At 37.8% G+C, this 17,477-nt stretch carries 15 protein-coding genes and 1 riboswitch; of the genes, 5 read left to right on the forward strand and 10 right to left on the reverse strand.

Features of this window, described 5'->3' with window-relative positions; translation table 11 throughout:
* Positions 1-11: 11 nt before the first annotated feature.
* A complete protein-coding gene (locus KHA94_RS06880) occupies positions 12-3,095 on the reverse strand; it encodes an efflux RND transporter permease subunit (RefSeq protein ID WP_213101424.1) in 3,084 nt (1,027 codons plus the stop codon).
* 95 nt (positions 3,096-3,190) lie between these two features.
* Between KHA94_RS06880 and KHA94_RS06885 the strand changes: the two genes are divergently transcribed.
* Positions 3,191-4,024 (forward strand): TetR/AcrR family transcriptional regulator, encoded by an 834-nt coding sequence (locus tag KHA94_RS06885; RefSeq protein ID WP_213101425.1) that lies wholly within the window; start codon positions 3,191-3,193, stop codon positions 4,022-4,024.
* 395 nt (positions 4,025-4,419) lie between these two features.
* Here the strand turns inward: KHA94_RS06885 and KHA94_RS06890 are convergent, their stop codons facing one another.
* The 4 genes from KHA94_RS06890 to KHA94_RS06905 form a co-directional block, all read right to left on the reverse strand.
* Complete coding sequence (locus KHA94_RS06890; protein ID WP_213101426.1) at positions 4,420-4,791, reverse strand: VOC family protein; 372 nt, start codon at positions 4,789-4,791, stop codon at positions 4,420-4,422.
* Between the two features lie 322 nt (positions 4,792-5,113).
* Positions 5,114-5,746: a queuosine precursor transporter gene (locus KHA94_RS06895; RefSeq protein WP_213101427.1), complete on the reverse strand. Its 633-nt coding sequence runs from the start codon at positions 5,744-5,746 to the stop codon at positions 5,114-5,116.
* 14 nt (positions 5,747-5,760) lie between these two features.
* Positions 5,761-6,261: a preQ(1) synthase gene (queF, locus tag KHA94_RS06900; RefSeq protein WP_213101428.1), complete on the reverse strand. Its 501-nt coding sequence runs from the start codon at positions 6,259-6,261 to the stop codon at positions 5,761-5,763.
* Between the two features lie 126 nt (positions 6,262-6,387).
* Positions 6,388-6,434, reverse strand: a riboswitch (PreQ1 riboswitch).
* Between the two features lie 114 nt (positions 6,435-6,548).
* A complete protein-coding gene (locus KHA94_RS06905; RefSeq protein ID WP_213101429.1) occupies positions 6,549-7,682 on the reverse strand; it encodes an MGDG synthase family glycosyltransferase in 1,134 nt (377 codons plus the stop codon).
* A gap of 240 nt (positions 7,683-7,922) precedes the next feature.
* On the opposite strand from KHA94_RS06905, the gene KHA94_RS06910 reads away from it, so the two are divergent.
* From KHA94_RS06910 to KHA94_RS06920, 3 genes are read left to right on the forward strand one after another with little or no spacing between them, the layout of a single operon-like run.
* Positions 7,923-9,257 carry a UDP-glucose dehydrogenase family protein gene (locus KHA94_RS06910; RefSeq protein WP_213101430.1) on the forward strand — a complete coding sequence of 445 codons (1,335 nt, stop codon included), beginning with the start codon at positions 7,923-7,925 and terminating at the stop codon, positions 9,255-9,257.
* Positions 9,258-9,280: 23 nt separating this feature from the next.
* Positions 9,281-9,811 carry a phosphatase PAP2 family protein gene (locus KHA94_RS06915; protein WP_213101431.1) on the forward strand — a complete coding sequence of 177 codons (531 nt, stop codon included), beginning with the start codon at positions 9,281-9,283 and terminating at the stop codon, positions 9,809-9,811.
* Between the two features lie 36 nt (positions 9,812-9,847).
* Positions 9,848-10,990 carry a glycosyltransferase family 4 protein gene (locus KHA94_RS06920; protein ID WP_213101432.1) on the forward strand — a complete coding sequence of 381 codons (1,143 nt, stop codon included), beginning with the start codon at positions 9,848-9,850 and terminating at the stop codon, positions 10,988-10,990.
* Between the two features lie 84 nt (positions 10,991-11,074).
* Here KHA94_RS06920 and KHA94_RS06925 read toward each other — a convergent pair whose 3' ends face one another.
* The 4 genes from KHA94_RS06925 to KHA94_RS06940 form a co-directional block, all read right to left on the reverse strand.
* Complete coding sequence (locus KHA94_RS06925) at positions 11,075-12,082, reverse strand: FecCD family ABC transporter permease (RefSeq protein WP_213101433.1); 1,008 nt, start codon at positions 12,080-12,082, stop codon at positions 11,075-11,077.
* Entirely contained in the window at positions 12,079-13,089 is a 1,011-nt protein-coding gene (locus KHA94_RS06930) for a FecCD family ABC transporter permease (RefSeq protein ID WP_213101434.1), read from the reverse strand. Before KHA94_RS06930 ends, KHA94_RS06925 begins: the two co-directional genes overlap by 4 nt.
* A gap of 72 nt (positions 13,090-13,161) precedes the next feature.
* Positions 13,162-14,082: an iron-hydroxamate ABC transporter substrate-binding protein gene (locus KHA94_RS06935; protein WP_213101435.1), complete on the reverse strand. Its 921-nt coding sequence runs from the start codon at positions 14,080-14,082 to the stop codon at positions 13,162-13,164.
* The gene (locus tag KHA94_RS06940; RefSeq protein WP_213101436.1) at positions 14,033-14,878 is read right to left on the reverse strand and encodes an ABC transporter ATP-binding protein; all 846 of its coding nucleotides are present in this window, start codon (positions 14,876-14,878) and stop codon (positions 14,033-14,035) included. The genes KHA94_RS06935 and KHA94_RS06940 overlap by 50 nt, the downstream gene beginning before the upstream one ends.
* Before the next feature lie 145 nt (positions 14,879-15,023).
* On the opposite strand from KHA94_RS06940, the gene KHA94_RS06945 reads away from it, so the two are divergent.
* Positions 15,024-16,073, forward strand: a complete 1,050-nt coding sequence (locus KHA94_RS06945) for an NAD(P)/FAD-dependent oxidoreductase (protein WP_213101437.1) — start codon at positions 15,024-15,026, stop codon at positions 16,071-16,073.
* Positions 16,074-16,139: 66 nt separating this feature from the next.
* On the opposite strand, the gene KHA94_RS06950 is transcribed toward KHA94_RS06945, so the two are convergent.
* Positions 16,140-17,429, reverse strand: coding sequence for an NCS2 family permease (locus tag KHA94_RS06950; protein ID WP_213101438.1), 1,290 nt, complete (start codon positions 17,427-17,429; stop codon positions 16,140-16,142).
* Between the last annotated feature and the right edge of the window lie 48 nt (positions 17,430-17,477).

A 17,477-nucleotide genomic window follows, 5' to 3' on the forward strand; every position in this document is an offset into this window, starting at 1 on the left:
GGCCTTTTGTTTTAGTTTTCTTCTACTTCCTTACGGTTTTTCTTAAATAACTTAGATAATACTTCAAAAACAATTGGGACAATAAATAATGTTAATAACGTCGAGCTTGTTAATCCACCGATTACTGTAATTCCAAGCCCTTTTGAGATTAAACCGCCACCGCCTGTGCCGAGTGCTAATGGGATTAGCGCACCAATCGTTGCGATTGCTGTCATTAGGATTGGACGTAGACGTGTAGAGCCAGCTTCTAGAACCGCTTCACGCATACTCATACCATCACGTTCCATATGAATAATACGGTCCACAAGTACGATGGCGTTCGTTACAACAATACCGATTAACATTAATAGACCCATCATGACAGAAACAGAGATGGTTTCACCAGCGATAAATAAACCAACAAATGAACCAATTACTGCAAATGGTAATGAGAATAGGATCGCAAATGGTGCGACACCTTCACGGAATGTTACAACAAGGATGAAGTACACGATTGCGACTGCCGCAAGCATGGCAACACCAAGCTGTGTAAAGGTTTCAGTCATATCAGCAGCTACACCCGCAACGCCGACTGTAACCCCTTTAGGTAAATCTAATTTATCAATGGCCTTATTTACTTCAGAGCTTGCCTTTGAAATATCTTCATCAATACTCGTTCCTGAAACGGTTGCGTAGTATTCACCTTTGCTGCGTGCAAGTGTATTGAAAGTTGTACCTTTCTCAACGGTTACAAGCTCTGAAAGTGGCATTGTCGTACCAAGTGCTGTCGGTACTTGTGTTGCTAACATATCATCGATTGATTTTGGTTGTGCAGCTTGTTCCTGTTGAACGATCACATCTAATGAGTCACCGTTCTTTTCAACCGTTGTTAGAACATCTTGTGTTTTTGTTGGGTTTAGCATCATGACGATTTGACCCGTTGTTAATCCATATTTCAGTAATTCATCTTGTGCTACATTGAATGTGTACTCAACATAGGCATCCTCTGCAGATGAAGAAACGTCTTTTATGCCGTCATTTTTCTTCATAATGTCTTCAACCATTTTTACAGAATCATTTAGTTTATCTAAATCTTCACTGTAGAATGTGTAGCTGATTTCATTTGTAGGCATCGACATAGAAGAGAAGTTCTGACTCTTCCACTCGCCGCTTTGACCAATATTGAACACATAATCTTCAATTTCCTCGCGGGCTTCTGGGAAGTTTTCCATGTCTGGATCAAAGATTAGGTACATTAATGCACCGCCTGCTCCGCCACCCATCATCGCTGCCGCTGGATCGCCGCTTTCCGTTACCGATATTTGAACGATATCAATATCATCCCGTTTTAACATCTTCTCCTCGACTACACTAATGTTTTCTAATGTATCTTCTGGCAGCTCACCTGCTTTTGGTGTGTATGTTAAATACATTACTTTTTCTTCGTCACTGCCCATGAAGCTAAAACCGATTAATGGTGTTAACGCCAAACTGCTGGCTAATAAGACAACAGCAAGGATTGAAGTAATCACTTTATGGTAAAGTGCCTTATTAAGAAGCCCTTTGTACCATTTAGCCAATTTACCAGCCTCTTTATGACTGCTTTCTGTCTTTTCACTATATAATTTTTTCTTAAATAAGTAGTGAGATAATGCAGGAACAATGGTTATGGCAACAATTAATGAAGCTCCAAGTGCAAACGTCATTGTTAGTGCGAACGGCATGAACATCTCGCCGACCATACCACCAACGAAGATAAGCGGGGCGAATACCGCAACCGTTACTAATGTTGATGACAGGATTGGTTTGAACATTTCAATTGTCGCTTCACGTATAAGAGCGCGACCTGTTAATTTCTCTTCTTTTAAATGCAGACGACGATAAATATTTTCAACTACTACAATAGAGTCATCGATTACACGACCGATGGCAACTGTAATTGCACCAAGCGTCATAATATTAAGTGTAATGTCCATCCAGTTTAGTATCATTAAAGCCATGAAAACCGAAACAGGAATAGAAATGATCGAAATAATGGTTGATTTAAAATCACGTAGGAATAGAAGTATGATTAATACGGCAATTAAACCACCAAATAACGCTTTTTCAATCATTGTTGAAACGGATTGTTCAATTGGTTTTCCTTGGTCAAGTGATACATCGATAATAAGACCGTCGATGTTTGCCTTTTCTTCTTTCATTAACTTCTTCACACTGTTTACAACTTCAACAGTGTTTGCTTGTTGCTCTTTGGCGATTTGAACAGCAATGGCATCTTTACCGTTTGTACGTGAAACGGATTGTACTTTACCAACTACTTCAATCGTAGCAATGTCGCTAAGTTTCACAAATGGAGAAGGATTGCTTGCTGATGGTGTGACAGGAATAAGCATATTCTTTAATTCATCAGCTGTCATGAACTTGCCGTCTACTGCTACAGCTTGTTCACCTTCTTCAAACTCGTAAAGTCCTAATGAAACGGCTAAATTACTCGCTTGAATGATTTCCTTTACTTTATCTTCGGTTAAGCCAAGCTCAGCCATTTTCGCTTGGTTATAAGTAAGGTCCACTTCTTCAATATGCTGACCTGTAATAGTTGCAGACGCAACACCATCGATTTTCTCAATTTTCGGCAGTAAAATGTCCTCTACTGTTGACGTTAATTCAACAATATCCTCTTCTGAACTACTTACACTTAGTGCAACAACTGGCATCATGTTCATGCTAATGGCCGAAGTTGTAGGCTTTTGTGCTCCTTCTGGTAATTTCACTGCATCCAACGCAGATTCTAAGGAACGTTTCGCCTCGTCCATATCAACACCGTAGTCGTATTCCACTTGAATACTTGCCATGTTAGAATATGAATTTGAATAAACGGCTTTAACGTCTTCGAGACCCTCTACTGCTTTCTCTAAAGGTATGGATACTTCTTCCATTACTTTCTCAGGAGTTGCTCCAGGGTATACGTCCATTACCATCAAGTAAGGAATTGAAATATCAGGAATTGTCTCCATATTCATTCGTGTACCTGAATAAATACCAGATGCAGTAATAATTATTGTAAGAAGCCATACAGCTAGTTTATTGCCTAGGACAAAATTGACTAAACCTTTCACTGTTACACCTACCCTAAATTGACTTATCAAACTCAATTATTTATAATAATTGACTAATGAGTCATTTGTCAATGAAAGACTATAGGAGCGATCAAATGATGAAAAAACAATTAATTATGGAAAAAGCGTTAGAACTATTTGCGAAGCAAGGTTTTGAAGCAACCTCAGTTCAACAAATAACAGAGCATTGTGGAATTTCTAAAGGTGCTTTTTACTTATCCTTCAAATCGAAGGACGAATTAATTTTAGCATTAATTGACCATTTTATGATGCAGTTCACCTCTGATATTGACTATATAGTCAGAGGCGCAATTCGTGACGAGGATCTTTTATATGAATTTTATTATGAAACCTTTCATTCGTTTCATAAGCATTCTGATTTCGCAAAAATCATCATGAAAGAGCAATCGCAAACATTAAATAAAGAACTCATTTTAAAGACGCAATACTACGACAAATTAATTGAGAACATTATTTTATCGATGATTGAACGTATATATGGTGATGAAGTCAAAGAGACAAAATATGATTTAATTTATTGTATTAAAGGCTTTATGAATATATATTCACAGTTAATTCTATTCTATAATGTTCCGTTAGATTTGAAATTACTGTCGGAGTCGCTTGTGGAAAAAACAAATTTACTAGCTCGACATACGACTGTACCATTTATTTCGCAAGAGCTAATCCAAGTATTTACGCAACCGATGAATGAAGAAGTATCAAAAGAACAGATCCTTGAAATTTTGGAACAAAAAATAGATGAAATTGAAGAACCTATTGTAAAAGAATCGGTCATCCTGCTAAAGCAGCAACTGCTTGAACCGACATTCAGTCCTGCTATTGTAAGAGGATTACTAGAAAATATTAAAAATCATCCTCATTGTAAATGGATTTCTTATTTACTTCGTCGTTATTTTGATTATTAAAAGCCTAAGAAGGTTTTGGGGGCAGTCCCAGCGAATTTTTAGTAAAAAGAATTCGCTATTAGAGTGGCTACGATGAATCGTTTACCTTTGGAGGTCCTTATATGAATAAATGGCATCGAGTAGATTATGAATCATCAATTGGAGTTATTGAAATAGTGGCAACAAATGAAGCGATCTGTTCTATCGTGTTCTCTGAACGGGATAAAGCATTCAAAAACTAATAAGAATTAAAAGCAAATAAAAGTATGATTCAATTGTACTTGAATCATACTTTTATTTTTTTCCTCAATTTCCCAAAGATTTGCTTCAAAATGATAACCGATTACCTGAAATGATGGATTCTTAATAACTTTTGGTTCCAAAATTAGGCATCTTCTTCACAATCTAATGAATTTTTATTTATCCACTATGACGCCGAACATATTGCCATCCAAGTCATAAAAATTAAAACACATGATGGGACCATGATCTTTAATTTCTGTAACATGTACCCCTTTCTGTTGTAAGTGTTGGTGATAAGATTCTATATCTGTTGTTGTAAAGTTATAGTAGGCATTGTAGTGTTTAGCAGTAATTGCAAACTCTATTTCTTGCTTTTCCTCTACTTTTACGAGCGTCAAATATTGTTTCTCCGCGGTAAAATAAAAATCTGCACCGGTATTTCCAGGCCATGTGCCTACATAATTAAGCCCAAGCTTCTCCTTATACCACTCGATTGCAGTTTCAACATTACGTACAGGTACAAATACGGCTCCAATTTTGATCAATTTAATGCTCCTTCCTAGGATAATAGAACTTTCAGAAAAAGGAATGAAAATTAATAGTAGGTCAAAGAAGTGATAAGATTAGGGAAGTGGATTTGAGTGTATTGGTACTATCTGATTTAGTCATAGGGGCTGTAATCGCGAGCAATTTCCCCTTTATTAGTTTTCGCTATCTTTTTGTTTTTTCCTTTTTCTAATTTAGTGGCTATGTTATTTAACTCAATAAAATGGCTAGTTCGCTGTTAAAAGTGTGAAAAAACTAGTGTAATGAATAACCCCCTTGGCCATTCATAACAAAGGGGGTTAGTGCTATTGAATCATATTTTTATACTTCCTTTGACAAAGAAGCTTCTGGTTCCCGTTTCCTAATAAGATGAACAAGTAAATAAACGAGCGGAGTAATGAATATGGATGCAAAAAATTTAAAGATATATTGCGTTACGATTAAGCCGCCTAATACAGCTAGAGGCATTGTTCCGATGAAGGCAATTGTAATAAAAATGGTCGTATCAATCAATTGACTCAGCATGGTTGAAGCATTATTTCGCAGCCATAATTTCTTTTGCCCATGCATGCTCTTTAAACGGTTAAACACAAAAACATCTAGATTTTGACTTACTAAATAGGAGATAAGGCTCGCAACGATTACTCGAAAGCTTCCATTTAAAATCGTTTGAAAGGATTCCTGATCTTTAAAAACAGGTGCTGCTGGCAAGTGGACGGTAATAGCAATAAAGATAAGAGCAAGAATTTGTGTAATGAGTCCCGCCTGAACCGTCCTTTGTCCTGCTTTTTTTCCATATACCTCTACAATTACATCGATAATGGGATACGTAAAAATATAGACAATGACAGCAGCAGGAAGTATAGCCCAATCTCCTATGCTAAAAAGCTTTACAGCCACTATGTTTGCTAAGATTAATAGTCCTACAAAAATACCATTTAAATATAAAATCATTTCTTTGCTCTCCCTTAACGATTATCTATTTTTTCAGGATAGATATCATGGTTCATTAAACGAAAATGGGCCATTTCCTCGTACTTAGTACCAGGTATTCCATAATTGCACCAAGGATCAATAGAAATTCCGCCACGTGGTGTGAATTTACCCCAAACCTCAATATATTTTGGTTCAAGTAATTTGATTAAATCGTTCATGATAATATTGACGCAATCCTCATGGAAGTCACCGTGATTCCTAAAACTAAATAGATATAACTTAAGGGATTTGCTCTCTACTATTTTTTTATTGGGGATGTACGAGATGTACATCGTTGCAAAGTCAGGTTGATGTGTTAATGGGCATAAACTGGTGAACTCTGGACAATTAAATTTTACGAAGTAGTCACGATTGGTATGAAGATTATCGACTGCCTCTAATACCTCTGGAGCATAATTAAATGTATATTTTGTTTGTTGATTACCTAATAATGTTAAGTCCTTTAAACCTTCTTCATGGCTTCTGCCAGACATAAAAAAACCCCCTTGTAAAATTGTCCCGAGACTTTTCCAAGAGAGTTTTCTTAAACCATTCTATTTCAACTTATAGGATCAAAAACATAAAAAGCCATGTCCAGTATGGACATGGCGTATTGTCATGTATCCATAGTTTTTTATAGAGGGTATTAGCTATGAACCTCTCCCGTTCAAGTACGGGTATTCTCATTACCATATAATAAAGAATAATTCATAAATCGTCAAATGGGATTTTAATCCTTTAGCTCCAACTCTATAAGTCTTTTAATAAAGGAAGTTTAATTTCAGCGATATAGCGTTTTGCAAGCTGGCTGCCTCACTTGCTCGATTGCATGATCGATAATCGTTGAGGCCGAAAGCTGGATAAAAGTATTTTTCAATGCTTTTTTCATGTTTTGGGTTTTTTCTTTATTTTGTAAAAGAGTTTTTACATGTTCAACTGATTCAATGACTGATCTTGAAACAAGAGCAGCACCTTTTCTGGAAAAACACACGGCATTTTCACCTTCTTGTCCGGGTAGAGGGTTATGAAGAATTAAGGGAACTTGCAATGCTGCAGCCTCAGTAAGGGTAATTCCTCCTGGTTTTGTGATGATGCAATCGGATATGGCAAAAAGTCCTTGGATATCCTCTACATATCTCAACAAACGGAAAGACTTAGGGAATAAAAGAGTTAATGGCATAAGAAGTTCATATAAATTTTCGTTATATCCTGAAATAGCGATAATTTGAAAGTCGGGATGATTTAAAAGCAGCTGGCACAACTCCTTTACATTTTTTAAAACACCAAATGCTCCTGAAAGAACTGTAATGACTTTTTTCTGAGGAGAAATATTGTATTTTTGATAGAAAGTTTCTTTATGAATAGGCATCTCAAACTCTGGACGAATCGGAATACCACTGACGGTTATCCGATTTTCAGCTATTTTATATTTTAGCAGAGAGCTTTTGACCGATTCAGAACCAACAAAATAATGATCAATTAATGGGTTTATCCAGTAAGGATGCAGGCAGTAGTCAGTGATGACTGTATAAGTCGGGATGGAGTATTGCGCTTTTTTTATAAGAAAGGGTGCAGCATGAAGTGGAAATGTTAAAATAATAAAATTTGGCTGGTGTTCATGGATGAGTTCAAGAAGCCTTTTACGGCCAAGATATCTAGAGAATTGTGAGAGTCCTTTTGAATTTAATTTATTTGTACCGTAATAAAACCACTTATAGAAAGAGGAACCGTACGAAAAGCTTTTCATAAATAATGATTGGGTAATGGTAGAGAAGGCAGGGTAGGACTCGCCAAACAAATCGGATATAACAGGCTCAAAGCCTTTTTGCTGTAGTTCGTGGAAAAGAACATTAGCTGCTTTAAGATGCCCACTTCCATAACGGGCTGTAAGAATTAATGTGGTAGGACCACTCATTAACGAAAACCCTCTTTCCTTGTTAGCTATCGCTTAATGATATTTGCGAATTTATTGTATCATGAAAATTTATAGAGAATATGGAGAGACAAATTAGTTTTGTAAAGAAATCGAAAAGATTAAATGAATTTTTTCAGCAGTTACAAATTGTTAACACTGTTTTAACACTAGCTCAAGAAAGAATTTAAATTCGTCTAATAAAATGGTGGTAGAGAAAGCAAATTGATAGGGAGGGATTGTGTGAAAATTACGGTTGCTGGTACAGGATATGTGGGGTTAACTACAGGTGTTTGCTTAGCTGAAATTGGTCATCATGTAACATGCATCGATATCCAAGAAGAAAAAATCTCACTTTTGCAAGCTGGGTTATCTCCAATTTACGAGCCTAGACTTAAACCTCTGCTAATTAAAAATCTTTCTAGCGGCCGATTGGATTTTACAACAAACCCTCAATATGCATATTCAGATGCGGAAATCATTTTTATCGCGGTTGGAACACCAGAGAATGACGACGGAACAGCAAATTTAGATGACGTCTTTGCTGTGGCTCGCTCGATCGCCTTAAATATTGAAAATGACGTGCTTATTTGTACGAAAAGCACGGTTCCTGTTGGCACAAACGACAGAATTAAGCATTTAGTTCATTGCGAAAAACCTCCAAACGTACATGTAGAGGTGGCCTCAAATCCTGAATTCCTTCGCGAAGGCTCTGCTATTTTTGATTTTTTTCACGGTGACCGTATTGTCATTGGCGCCTCACATCCTCAGGTAGCAGCCGTGTTGGAACAAATCTATCTACCTTTGAAAATTCCAATAATAAAAACAGATATTAGAAGTGCAGAAATGATTAAATACGTGTCCAATGCATTTTTGGCTACGAAAATTAGTTTTATTAACGAAATTGCGTTTATTTGTGAACAAGTCGGTGCGAATGTTGAAGAAGTTGCTTATGGAGTTGGGCAAGACAAACGAATTGGTCATCGATTCTTAAGAGCTGGAATTGGCTATGGGGGTTCTTGTTTTCCGAAGGATACGAAGGCACTTGTTCAATTATCGGGAAATGTTAAACACAAATTCGAATTATTAGAGGCCGTGATCAAGGTAAATAATCGACAACAAACAATCGCAGTTACGAAAGTAAAGGGTGCGGTTGGGCATTTAAGAGGGAAAAAGGTTGCTTTAATGGGCCTTTCCTTCAAACCTAACACAGATGATGTTCGCGAAGCTCCTTCCTTAACCATTATTAGAGAATTGCTGGAGGAAGGTGCGGTGATTACAGCCTATGATCCAGTGGCCCTAACGAACGCACAATTAGTCTTAGGAGACACGATTGAATATACGACGGAGATTAGGGTGGCCCTAACGAATGCGGAGATTGCAATTATTGCAACCGAGTGGGATGAGATCGTTCAACTCCCTTTAAATACGTATGTGGAATATATGAAAGAAGCAGTTATCATGGACGGACGAAATTGCTATCCACTTGAAGAGGTCCAGAAGTATCCAATAACCTATTTGTCAATTGGAAGACCAATGATAACAAATGCACTAATGAATACGAAAAGTATTATTTAGAAATGGAAAAAGGGGAAAAGACAATGATGAGAAAGCTACATTTTTTATATGATTATGAATGCCGCTTATTTAATAAAGTTAATCGTTACTTTCATAAAAAATGGTTAAATCTTTTTTTTCGCCGTATCACTCACATTGGGGGAGCGACAGTTTTGATTACGACGCTCCTATTACTGATGTTTATTCTGAATGGACAGAGCAGGATGACGGCTGTTTCCAGTGCTGTAGCCTTAGCTATAAGTCATTTACCAGTACACATTGTCAAAAAAATGTACCCTCGAAAAAGGCCGTATATGATTTTGGCAAATGCCCATTATCCCTCCAATCCTTTGCAAGACCATTCGTTCCCTTCAGGTCATACAACGGCTATTTTTTCAGTGGTGATTCCATTTGTCCTGTATATACCTATTTTAGCTTTTGTGCTGCTTCCTTTAGCGTTTATTGTCGGTTTATCAAGAATTTACCTTGGCTTGCATTATCCATCAGACGTAATAGCTGGCGGGATTCTAGGAGCAAGCTTGGGAAGCCTCTGTTTTCTTGTTTTACATGTATAAAATGGATATTTTCGATCTAAGTCGAGGGAGGATCCTATGAAAATTGCATTTTTCACAGATACCTTTTATCCAGACATTAATGGAGTTGCTCGAACATTAAAGAGGTTTACGGATTATTTAGATGATCAGAACATTTCCTTTAAGGTTTTCGCTCCGAGTACTCGCTCGGATGAATATGTTTCGGAGCATATTCACCGTTTTAAGAGTCTTTCCTTTTTCTTATATCCTGAATGTCGCTTAGCATTTCCGAACATTTTTCAGATCAAGGAGGAATTACAAAATTTTGAACCGGATATTATCCATGTTGCTACCCCTTTTAACATGGGACTTTGCGGTTCTTATTATGCTAAAAAACTAAATATTCCTCTAGTCGGTTCATATCATACTGATTTCGATTATTATTTAAGCTTCTATGAACTTGAATTTCTTTCAAGTTATCTTTGGACATATATGAAATGGTTCCATCTTCCATTTAAAAAAATTTTTGTCCCTTCAAGGGAAACATTAGAAAAGTTAAGAAGCAAAGGATTCAGTAAAATGGAAATATGGTCAAGAGGAGTGGACTGCACTTTCTTTCATCCTTATTATGATCGGTTCGCGGTTCGTCAGCAGTATAGAATTCGCAAGAAATACATTTTAACCTATGTTGGACGATTAGCTCCAGAGAAAGATGTAAAAACACTCCTTGAAGTGGTTAAATTGATCCCTGATGAAGTAAATGAGAATATTCAATGGGTCATTGTCGGAGATGGTCCTTTAAAAGAACAGCTTCAAAATAGTGCACCCAAAAACATGTCTTTTGTTGGATTCCTAAAAGGAAAGGCATTGGCTGAGGTTTATTCTGCATCAGATTTATTCGTATTTCCATCCCCAACTGAAACATTTGGAAATGTCGTCCTTGAATCACTAGCAAGTGGAACACCTGTCATCGGTGCCAATTCAGGAGGTGTTAAAAGTATTATTCAAGATGGTGTAACAGGCCGCCTTTGCCAGCCAGGTGATGCACAAGAATTTGCAACGGCAGTCTTAGATCTTTTGAACAATGAAAGCTTACGGAAACAAATGAGCTCTGCTGGAAGAAATTATGCATTAACGCAAAAGTGGGAGCAGATATTTGAGCAGCTGCTTTTAGCTTATTCCGGTGTTATTGGGGAACTAGAGGAACAGAAGTATGCTTAACGGGATAGGGAAAGGTACAATAAATATGGAAATCATAAATATTATAAAAAACCCCCTTGAGGCTTCAATCCTAAAGGGGGTTAATTATTTCTTCAACAATAAATACATAAAATACGGAGCCCCAATTAATGCAACCATAATCCCTGCTGGTATTCCATCGGGTTCAACTAAGTTTCTTCCGATGGTATCTGCAACTACTAAGAGCCATCCGCCAATGAGAATGGCGACGGGGAGGAACAGTTGATTTCTTGGTCCTACTAATGCTTTGGCAATATGTGGAGCCATGAGTCCGATAAAGGAAATCCCTCCCGTGACGGAAACAGCAGAGGCTGCAAGCGCAACAGCAGCTAAAAGTAAGACGATCCGTTCTTTTTCAATCGATACTCCCACACCAATTGCTACGGGTTCGCTTAAGCCAAGGAGGTTCAATCGATTGGCTTTGTACAATGTAAATGGAATTAGGACAGCCAGCCATGGGAGAATGGCCAAAATGAAAGGCCAATCCGTACCCCAAATATTCCCCGCCAACCATTTGGCGATAAAGTCTACTTTTGCACGTTCAGCAGAAGAAATAAGGACAATCATAACTCCGGAAAGAGCCATTGAGAATCCAACTCCAACGAGCACGAGCCGTACTGGCTGAAGGCCTGCATTTTTGTTATAGGCAAACATATATATGATACATGCCGTAAGTAATGCCCCGGCAAAAGCGACAAGTGGAAGCAAATACACAAATGAACCAGCTTCGATCGGGGAAAATAAAAAGAAAACGGTAATAGCCACACCTGCTCCAGAGTTAATCCCGATAATACCTGGGTCAGCTAAATCATTACGAGTGATACCTTGTAAAATCGCACCAGATAGCGCGAGTGCCATTCCAGCTAACAAAGTAATGATGATTCGCGGTAAACGTACGGAAAATAAAACAAATTCCTCTTTAAACGTACCTTGGCCGAGAAAGGTTGGAATGAGTCTGTCATACGATAGTGAGGAGTAGCCGATCCCCATTCCAATAACAATCGTGAAAATAATAAGTGCTAGTAAAACGGCTAATATGATTCGTTGTTTTTTTAATAATGCTGGATGTATCATGAGAATGCTTTCCCTCCTTTGCGCACGATGAACAAGAAGAAAGGAAGTCCAAACATCGCAACGATGGCTGCAACAGGTGTTTCATAGGGTGAATTAATTGTCCGGCCAAGCGTATCAGCAAATAACATAAAAGTCGCTCCAACAATGCCTGACATTGGTAGGATAAAACGGTAATCCGTGCCAACGATCGCCCGGACGATATGAGGGACCATCAAACCAATGAAAGCCATATTCCCTACAAGTGCAACAGATGCACCTGCAAGGAGGGTAATGACAATGAATAGAATCGTCTTGATTTGTGTTGTCTTTTGCCCTAAACCAACGGCTATTTCTTCACTCAAACTAAGAATGGTAAGCTGCCTAGAAAGGAGAAGAGAAATAAGAATTCCGATTAAAATGAAGGGAATGATAATCTGAAGCTGATTCCAAGAAGCTCCGATCATTCCTCCTGCCGTCCACATCGATACATCTTTGGAGATTTTGAAGTAAATCCCAATTCCTTCTGCAATTGCATATAAAAATGCGGAAACGGCAGCGCCAGCAAGGACAATACGAAAAGGAGAAAAACCCCCCTTTTTCAAGGCTCCCATGCCAAAGACCATTAGCGCTCCGACTGCCGCCCCAATAAAACATGCAATTAGAATCCCAAGGTAATTCGCTGATGGATTAAATGCAATCGTCAGTGCTAGTGCCGCATTTGCCCCCGCAGTTAACCCAAGTAAGCCTGGGTCGGCAAGTGGATTTCTAGTCATTCCTTGCATGATGGCACCAGATATGGCCAGTGCCGCACCAACAAAAATGGCTGCTACTTCACGAGGGAAACGAATTTCACGGATAATGGACATTTTATCTCCTGTTGCTTGAGAAGTAAGTGCTAGCCACACATCTTTGATAGTCGTGTCGGCAGCTCCAAATACCATAGAAATAATAAACATGCAAAAAAATGCAAGGATTCCTGCAATAAACTTATATATAAATGGAATGGAATGTTGATTTTCTTTTGTCATCTTCACTCACTTCTCTTTTTAAATAAAATAAGGAAAAGGAATTCTTCTGAGTAAGAATCCTTTCTCGCACAATTAGTTGCCAAGAAAGCTTTTTTTAAAGAATTCTAATTGGAAATCTAATGTTAAAGGATCATTAAAATAGAACTCCTGTGCATTTGCTTCAAAGACCTGATTGTTTTTGACAGCTGGGATGTTTTTGTACGTGTCCGTTTCTTGGAATGAATTGTCAGTGTCTTTGTTTTTACTTAAGATGACATAGTCTCCAGCAAACTCAGGAAGAACTTCTAGAGATATTGCATAGTAACCGTCCTTTAAAGCCATTTCTTTTACTTTTTCAGGCATGGCCAATTTCATCTCTTGGTATAGAATTTCGGTTCCGCGTCCCCAATTATCGCCGTATACATATAACTGTTTATCCCAGTTTTCAATGACTGAAACCGTTGCGTCCTCACCAATTTTTGCTTTAATCTCTTCTCCAGCTGTTTGTGCACGTTTTTTGAAATCATCAATCCAAGCCTGTGCCTCTTTTTCTTTATTTAATAGTTTGCCAATTTCTAAGTGTTGAGTTAAATAATCTACTTTTCCGTATGTATACGTTACAGTAGGAGCAATTTCGCTTAGTTTATCAACGTTTTTAATATTGGATAAGCCAATGATTAAGTCTGGATCTAATTCAATGATTTTTTCTAAGCTTTCATCTGAAACTTCTTCCACATCTTTTAATTTTGAATCAAAACGAGGATTCATCTTTGACCATGAATCTACCCCAACAAGATTTACACCTAACGACATGACGTTACCTGCGAAAGAAGAAAGAACGATTACACGTTGTGGGTCAGCAGGTACTTCGATCGGGCCATTTTCAGATTGATATGTAATGGTGTCCGTTTTTTTCTCATCTGGAGTGGAATTGGCTTTATCTGTTGCCTTGTTCCCACAGGCACTAATAAGTAGCACTGAGAGAAGAATAAATGGGATCAATCGTTTTTTCATCTTTATATTCTCCTTTTAATAAATTATATGTGATACACATTGGTTTCTTAGTCCTGGGATCTAGACCAATTTCAGCATCAATGTGAAATACTTTTTTTAGCACATTGTGGTTTATTACTTCTTCGCAATCTCCAGCCTTTACAATTTCTCCGTCCTTTAAAGCGATAATAAAGTCAGCAAAGCGGGCTGCTTGGTTTAAATCATGAAGAACCATAACAATCGTTCGCCCTTGTTCTTCATTTAGCTTTTGTAAAAGCTCTAATACTTCTAGCTGATGAGCCATATCTAAATAGGTGGTAGGTTCATCAAGAAAAATAATTTCCGTTTCTTGGGCAAGGGCCATAGCAATCCAAACGCGTTGACGCTGACCACCTGATAGCGCGTCAACAGGACGGAATTTAAAGTCCTTTGTACCTGTAACTTCAAGTGCCCAGTCAATGACTTCATAATCTTTTTTCGTTAATCGTCCGAAGCCTTTTTGATAAGGGAAGCGGCCATAGGAAACAAGCTCTCCAACTGTTAAACCACTTGCACTTTCTGGTGTCTGTGGAAGGATTGCTATTTTCTTAGCAAGCATCTTTGTATTTTCTTTTATGATATTTTCTCCATCTAGAATAACTGCCCCGGATTGATGAGAAATAATACGAGTGATAGCCTTCAAGAGAGTAGACTTTCCACAGCCATTCGGTCCAATAATTGTGGTGATTTTATTATTCGGAATTTTTACGGAAAGCTCTTTCACAATTAAACGTTCCTCATAGCCAATGCTTAAGTCTTCTGTATATAGGCAAGACATTTGTGTCCTCCATTTCTTGAAAAATAGAAAATTTGATTGATAATGATTATCAATTTCAATATAATCTTAAATATAATGTTACGTATTTGTCAACAACTAATTGAAAATGATAATCAATTACACTTTTTCAAAGGGGTGAACTGGAATGGAAGAACAAGCTTTATTTGATGTGACTGTAATTGGAGGAGGGCCAGCAGGTCTGTACTCCACTTTTTATAGTGGACTTAGAGAAATGAAAACAAAGCTGATTGAGTTTCAGCCGCAATTGGGTGGAAAAATCCACGTCTATCCAGAGAAGATGATTTGGGATGTTGGCGGGCTGACGCCTATTTCGGGAGCAAAATTAATTGAGCAGCTTGTAGAGCAAGGATTAACCTTTAATCCGGAAGTAGTGTTGAATGAGAAGGTAGAGTCAATCACACGCAATGACGATGGGATTTTTGTCTTACATACGGCCTCTGGGAAAAAGCACTTTTCGAAAACAGTTATCATCGCTGTTGGCAGTGGTATATTGAATCCGCAAAAGCTAGAAATAGAAGGTGCAGAGAGATTTGAAGTGTCTAATTTAAACTACACGGTAAAGTCTTTAAAACGATTCAAGGATAAAAAAGTGATCATCTCTGGAGGGGGCAATTCTGCCATTGATTGGGCAAATGAATTGGAGCCGATCGCCAAAAAGGTGTATTTAACATATCGCAAAGATGCCTTAACAGCTCATGAAGCACAAGTAACACAGCTTATGAACAGCTCTGTGGATTGTTTCTTTCATTCATCCATAACAAAGCTCATGGCAAGCCCGAATCATGAGGTCATCGAACGGGTAGAGCTGACAAACCATGAAACTGGTGAGGTTTCTCATCTGCTTGTTGATGAGGTAATTATTAATCATGGCTATGAACGTGATACGACATTACTTAAAAACAGTGAATTACCTATTAAAATTGCAGAAAATGATTATATTGCTGGGAATACGAATAGTGAATCCTCCATTGATGGAATTTACGCAGCTGGAGATATTCTCATGCATGAGGGGAAATTAAATTTAATTGCTGGTGCTTTCCAAGATGCAGCAAATGCTGTAAACAAAGCGAAACAATTTATTGACCCAAAAGCTCATAAAATTGGAATGGTCTCATCACATAATGAAGTTTTTAAAAAGAGGAATCAAGAATTAGTGAAGCAAATGATGAAATAACGGAGAGTTTCATTGAAATAATAAGCAGAATGACGATAATGTCATTCTGCTTTTTTGTTTTCCCTTTTATCCGACTGCATGCAGAAGGAAATTGGTTAAGAAAAGGATAGAAATAATAATGATTGATAGAGAAAGCTGTTTTTGTTTATTTGTAAAAATTTTCAACAGCGGGTAGGCGATGAATCCGAATGCAATTCCATCCACAATGCTATATGTTAATGGAATCATAATAATAACAAGAAAAGCCGGAAATGCTTCTGTAAAATCAGTGAAATCAATATTTACTACATTTGTCAGCATCAACCCTCCGATGATAATGAGGATCGGAGCGATTGCAGTATCCGGTACTAGCTTAATAAAGGGCATGAAGAATAGAGATGATAGGAATAATAATCCTGTGACAACAGAGGTTAACCCTGTTCTTCCGCCAGCTGTAATTCCTGCCGCTGTTTCTACCGTTGAAACAGGAGGGCTTGTACCTAAAAATCCGCAAACGACTGTAGAAATAGAAACGGCTTTTAATGCTTTCTCATTTTTTTCAGGCTGCTGCAGCATTCCGTTCACTTGGGAATGAAGGATGCCGATGTTCTCAAAAACAAGCACTAAAACGAGTGAAAAGGCAGCTGTCCAAAACGGAAGGGTCGCTAACTTTCCAAAGTCTGCACTAAGAAAGACATTTTTATAGTCCTCAAAGGAAATAAAGCTAGTATCCATTGCCGATAAATGAACAATTCCAAAGAAATAGGATACGATCGTACCTAAAATGATACTGATTAAAAAATTTCCTGGTACCTTCTTCAAAAACAAAAATAGCGTGAGGATTAGATTAATAATCGAAGCTAGGACAATCGGCGTCGACAAGTCACCAAGCGCTACAAAACTTGTCGAGTTCCCAACAATAATTCCACTTTTTTGCAGGCCAATAAACGCAATAAATAAACCAATTCCAACTGTAATCGATTCCTTTAAAGAATGCGGAATGGCTTTTGAGATAATTGTGGATAATTTTGTAAAGGCCACAATGACAAAGAGAATGCCTGATAAGACAACCGCTCCTAAAGCTTCCATATAATTTAACCCTAATGAACCTACAATCGTATAGGTAAATAAGGCGTTTATTCCCATTCCGGGAACGATGATCAAAGGTGCATTTGCAATAAATGCAGCCAATAAACAGCCAATTAATGAAGAAAGTACAGTAGCAATGATACCAGCTTCAAGCGGTATTCCTGCATCCTTTAGAATATTTCCATTTACGGCAATAATATAGACAATGGAAAAGAATGACGTAAATCCTGCTAAAACTTCCTTTTTTATCGTTGTTTCGTGCTGCTTAAGCTTAAAAACTCCTTTCATATTGTTATCACACTTTCATGTTGCCCTCTCCCACCCGCATGAAGTAAA

The organism is Cytobacillus citreus, from assembly GCF_018343665.1.
Taxonomy (GTDB): Bacteria; Bacillota; Bacilli; order Bacillales; family Cytobacillaceae; genus Cytobacillus; species Cytobacillus citreus.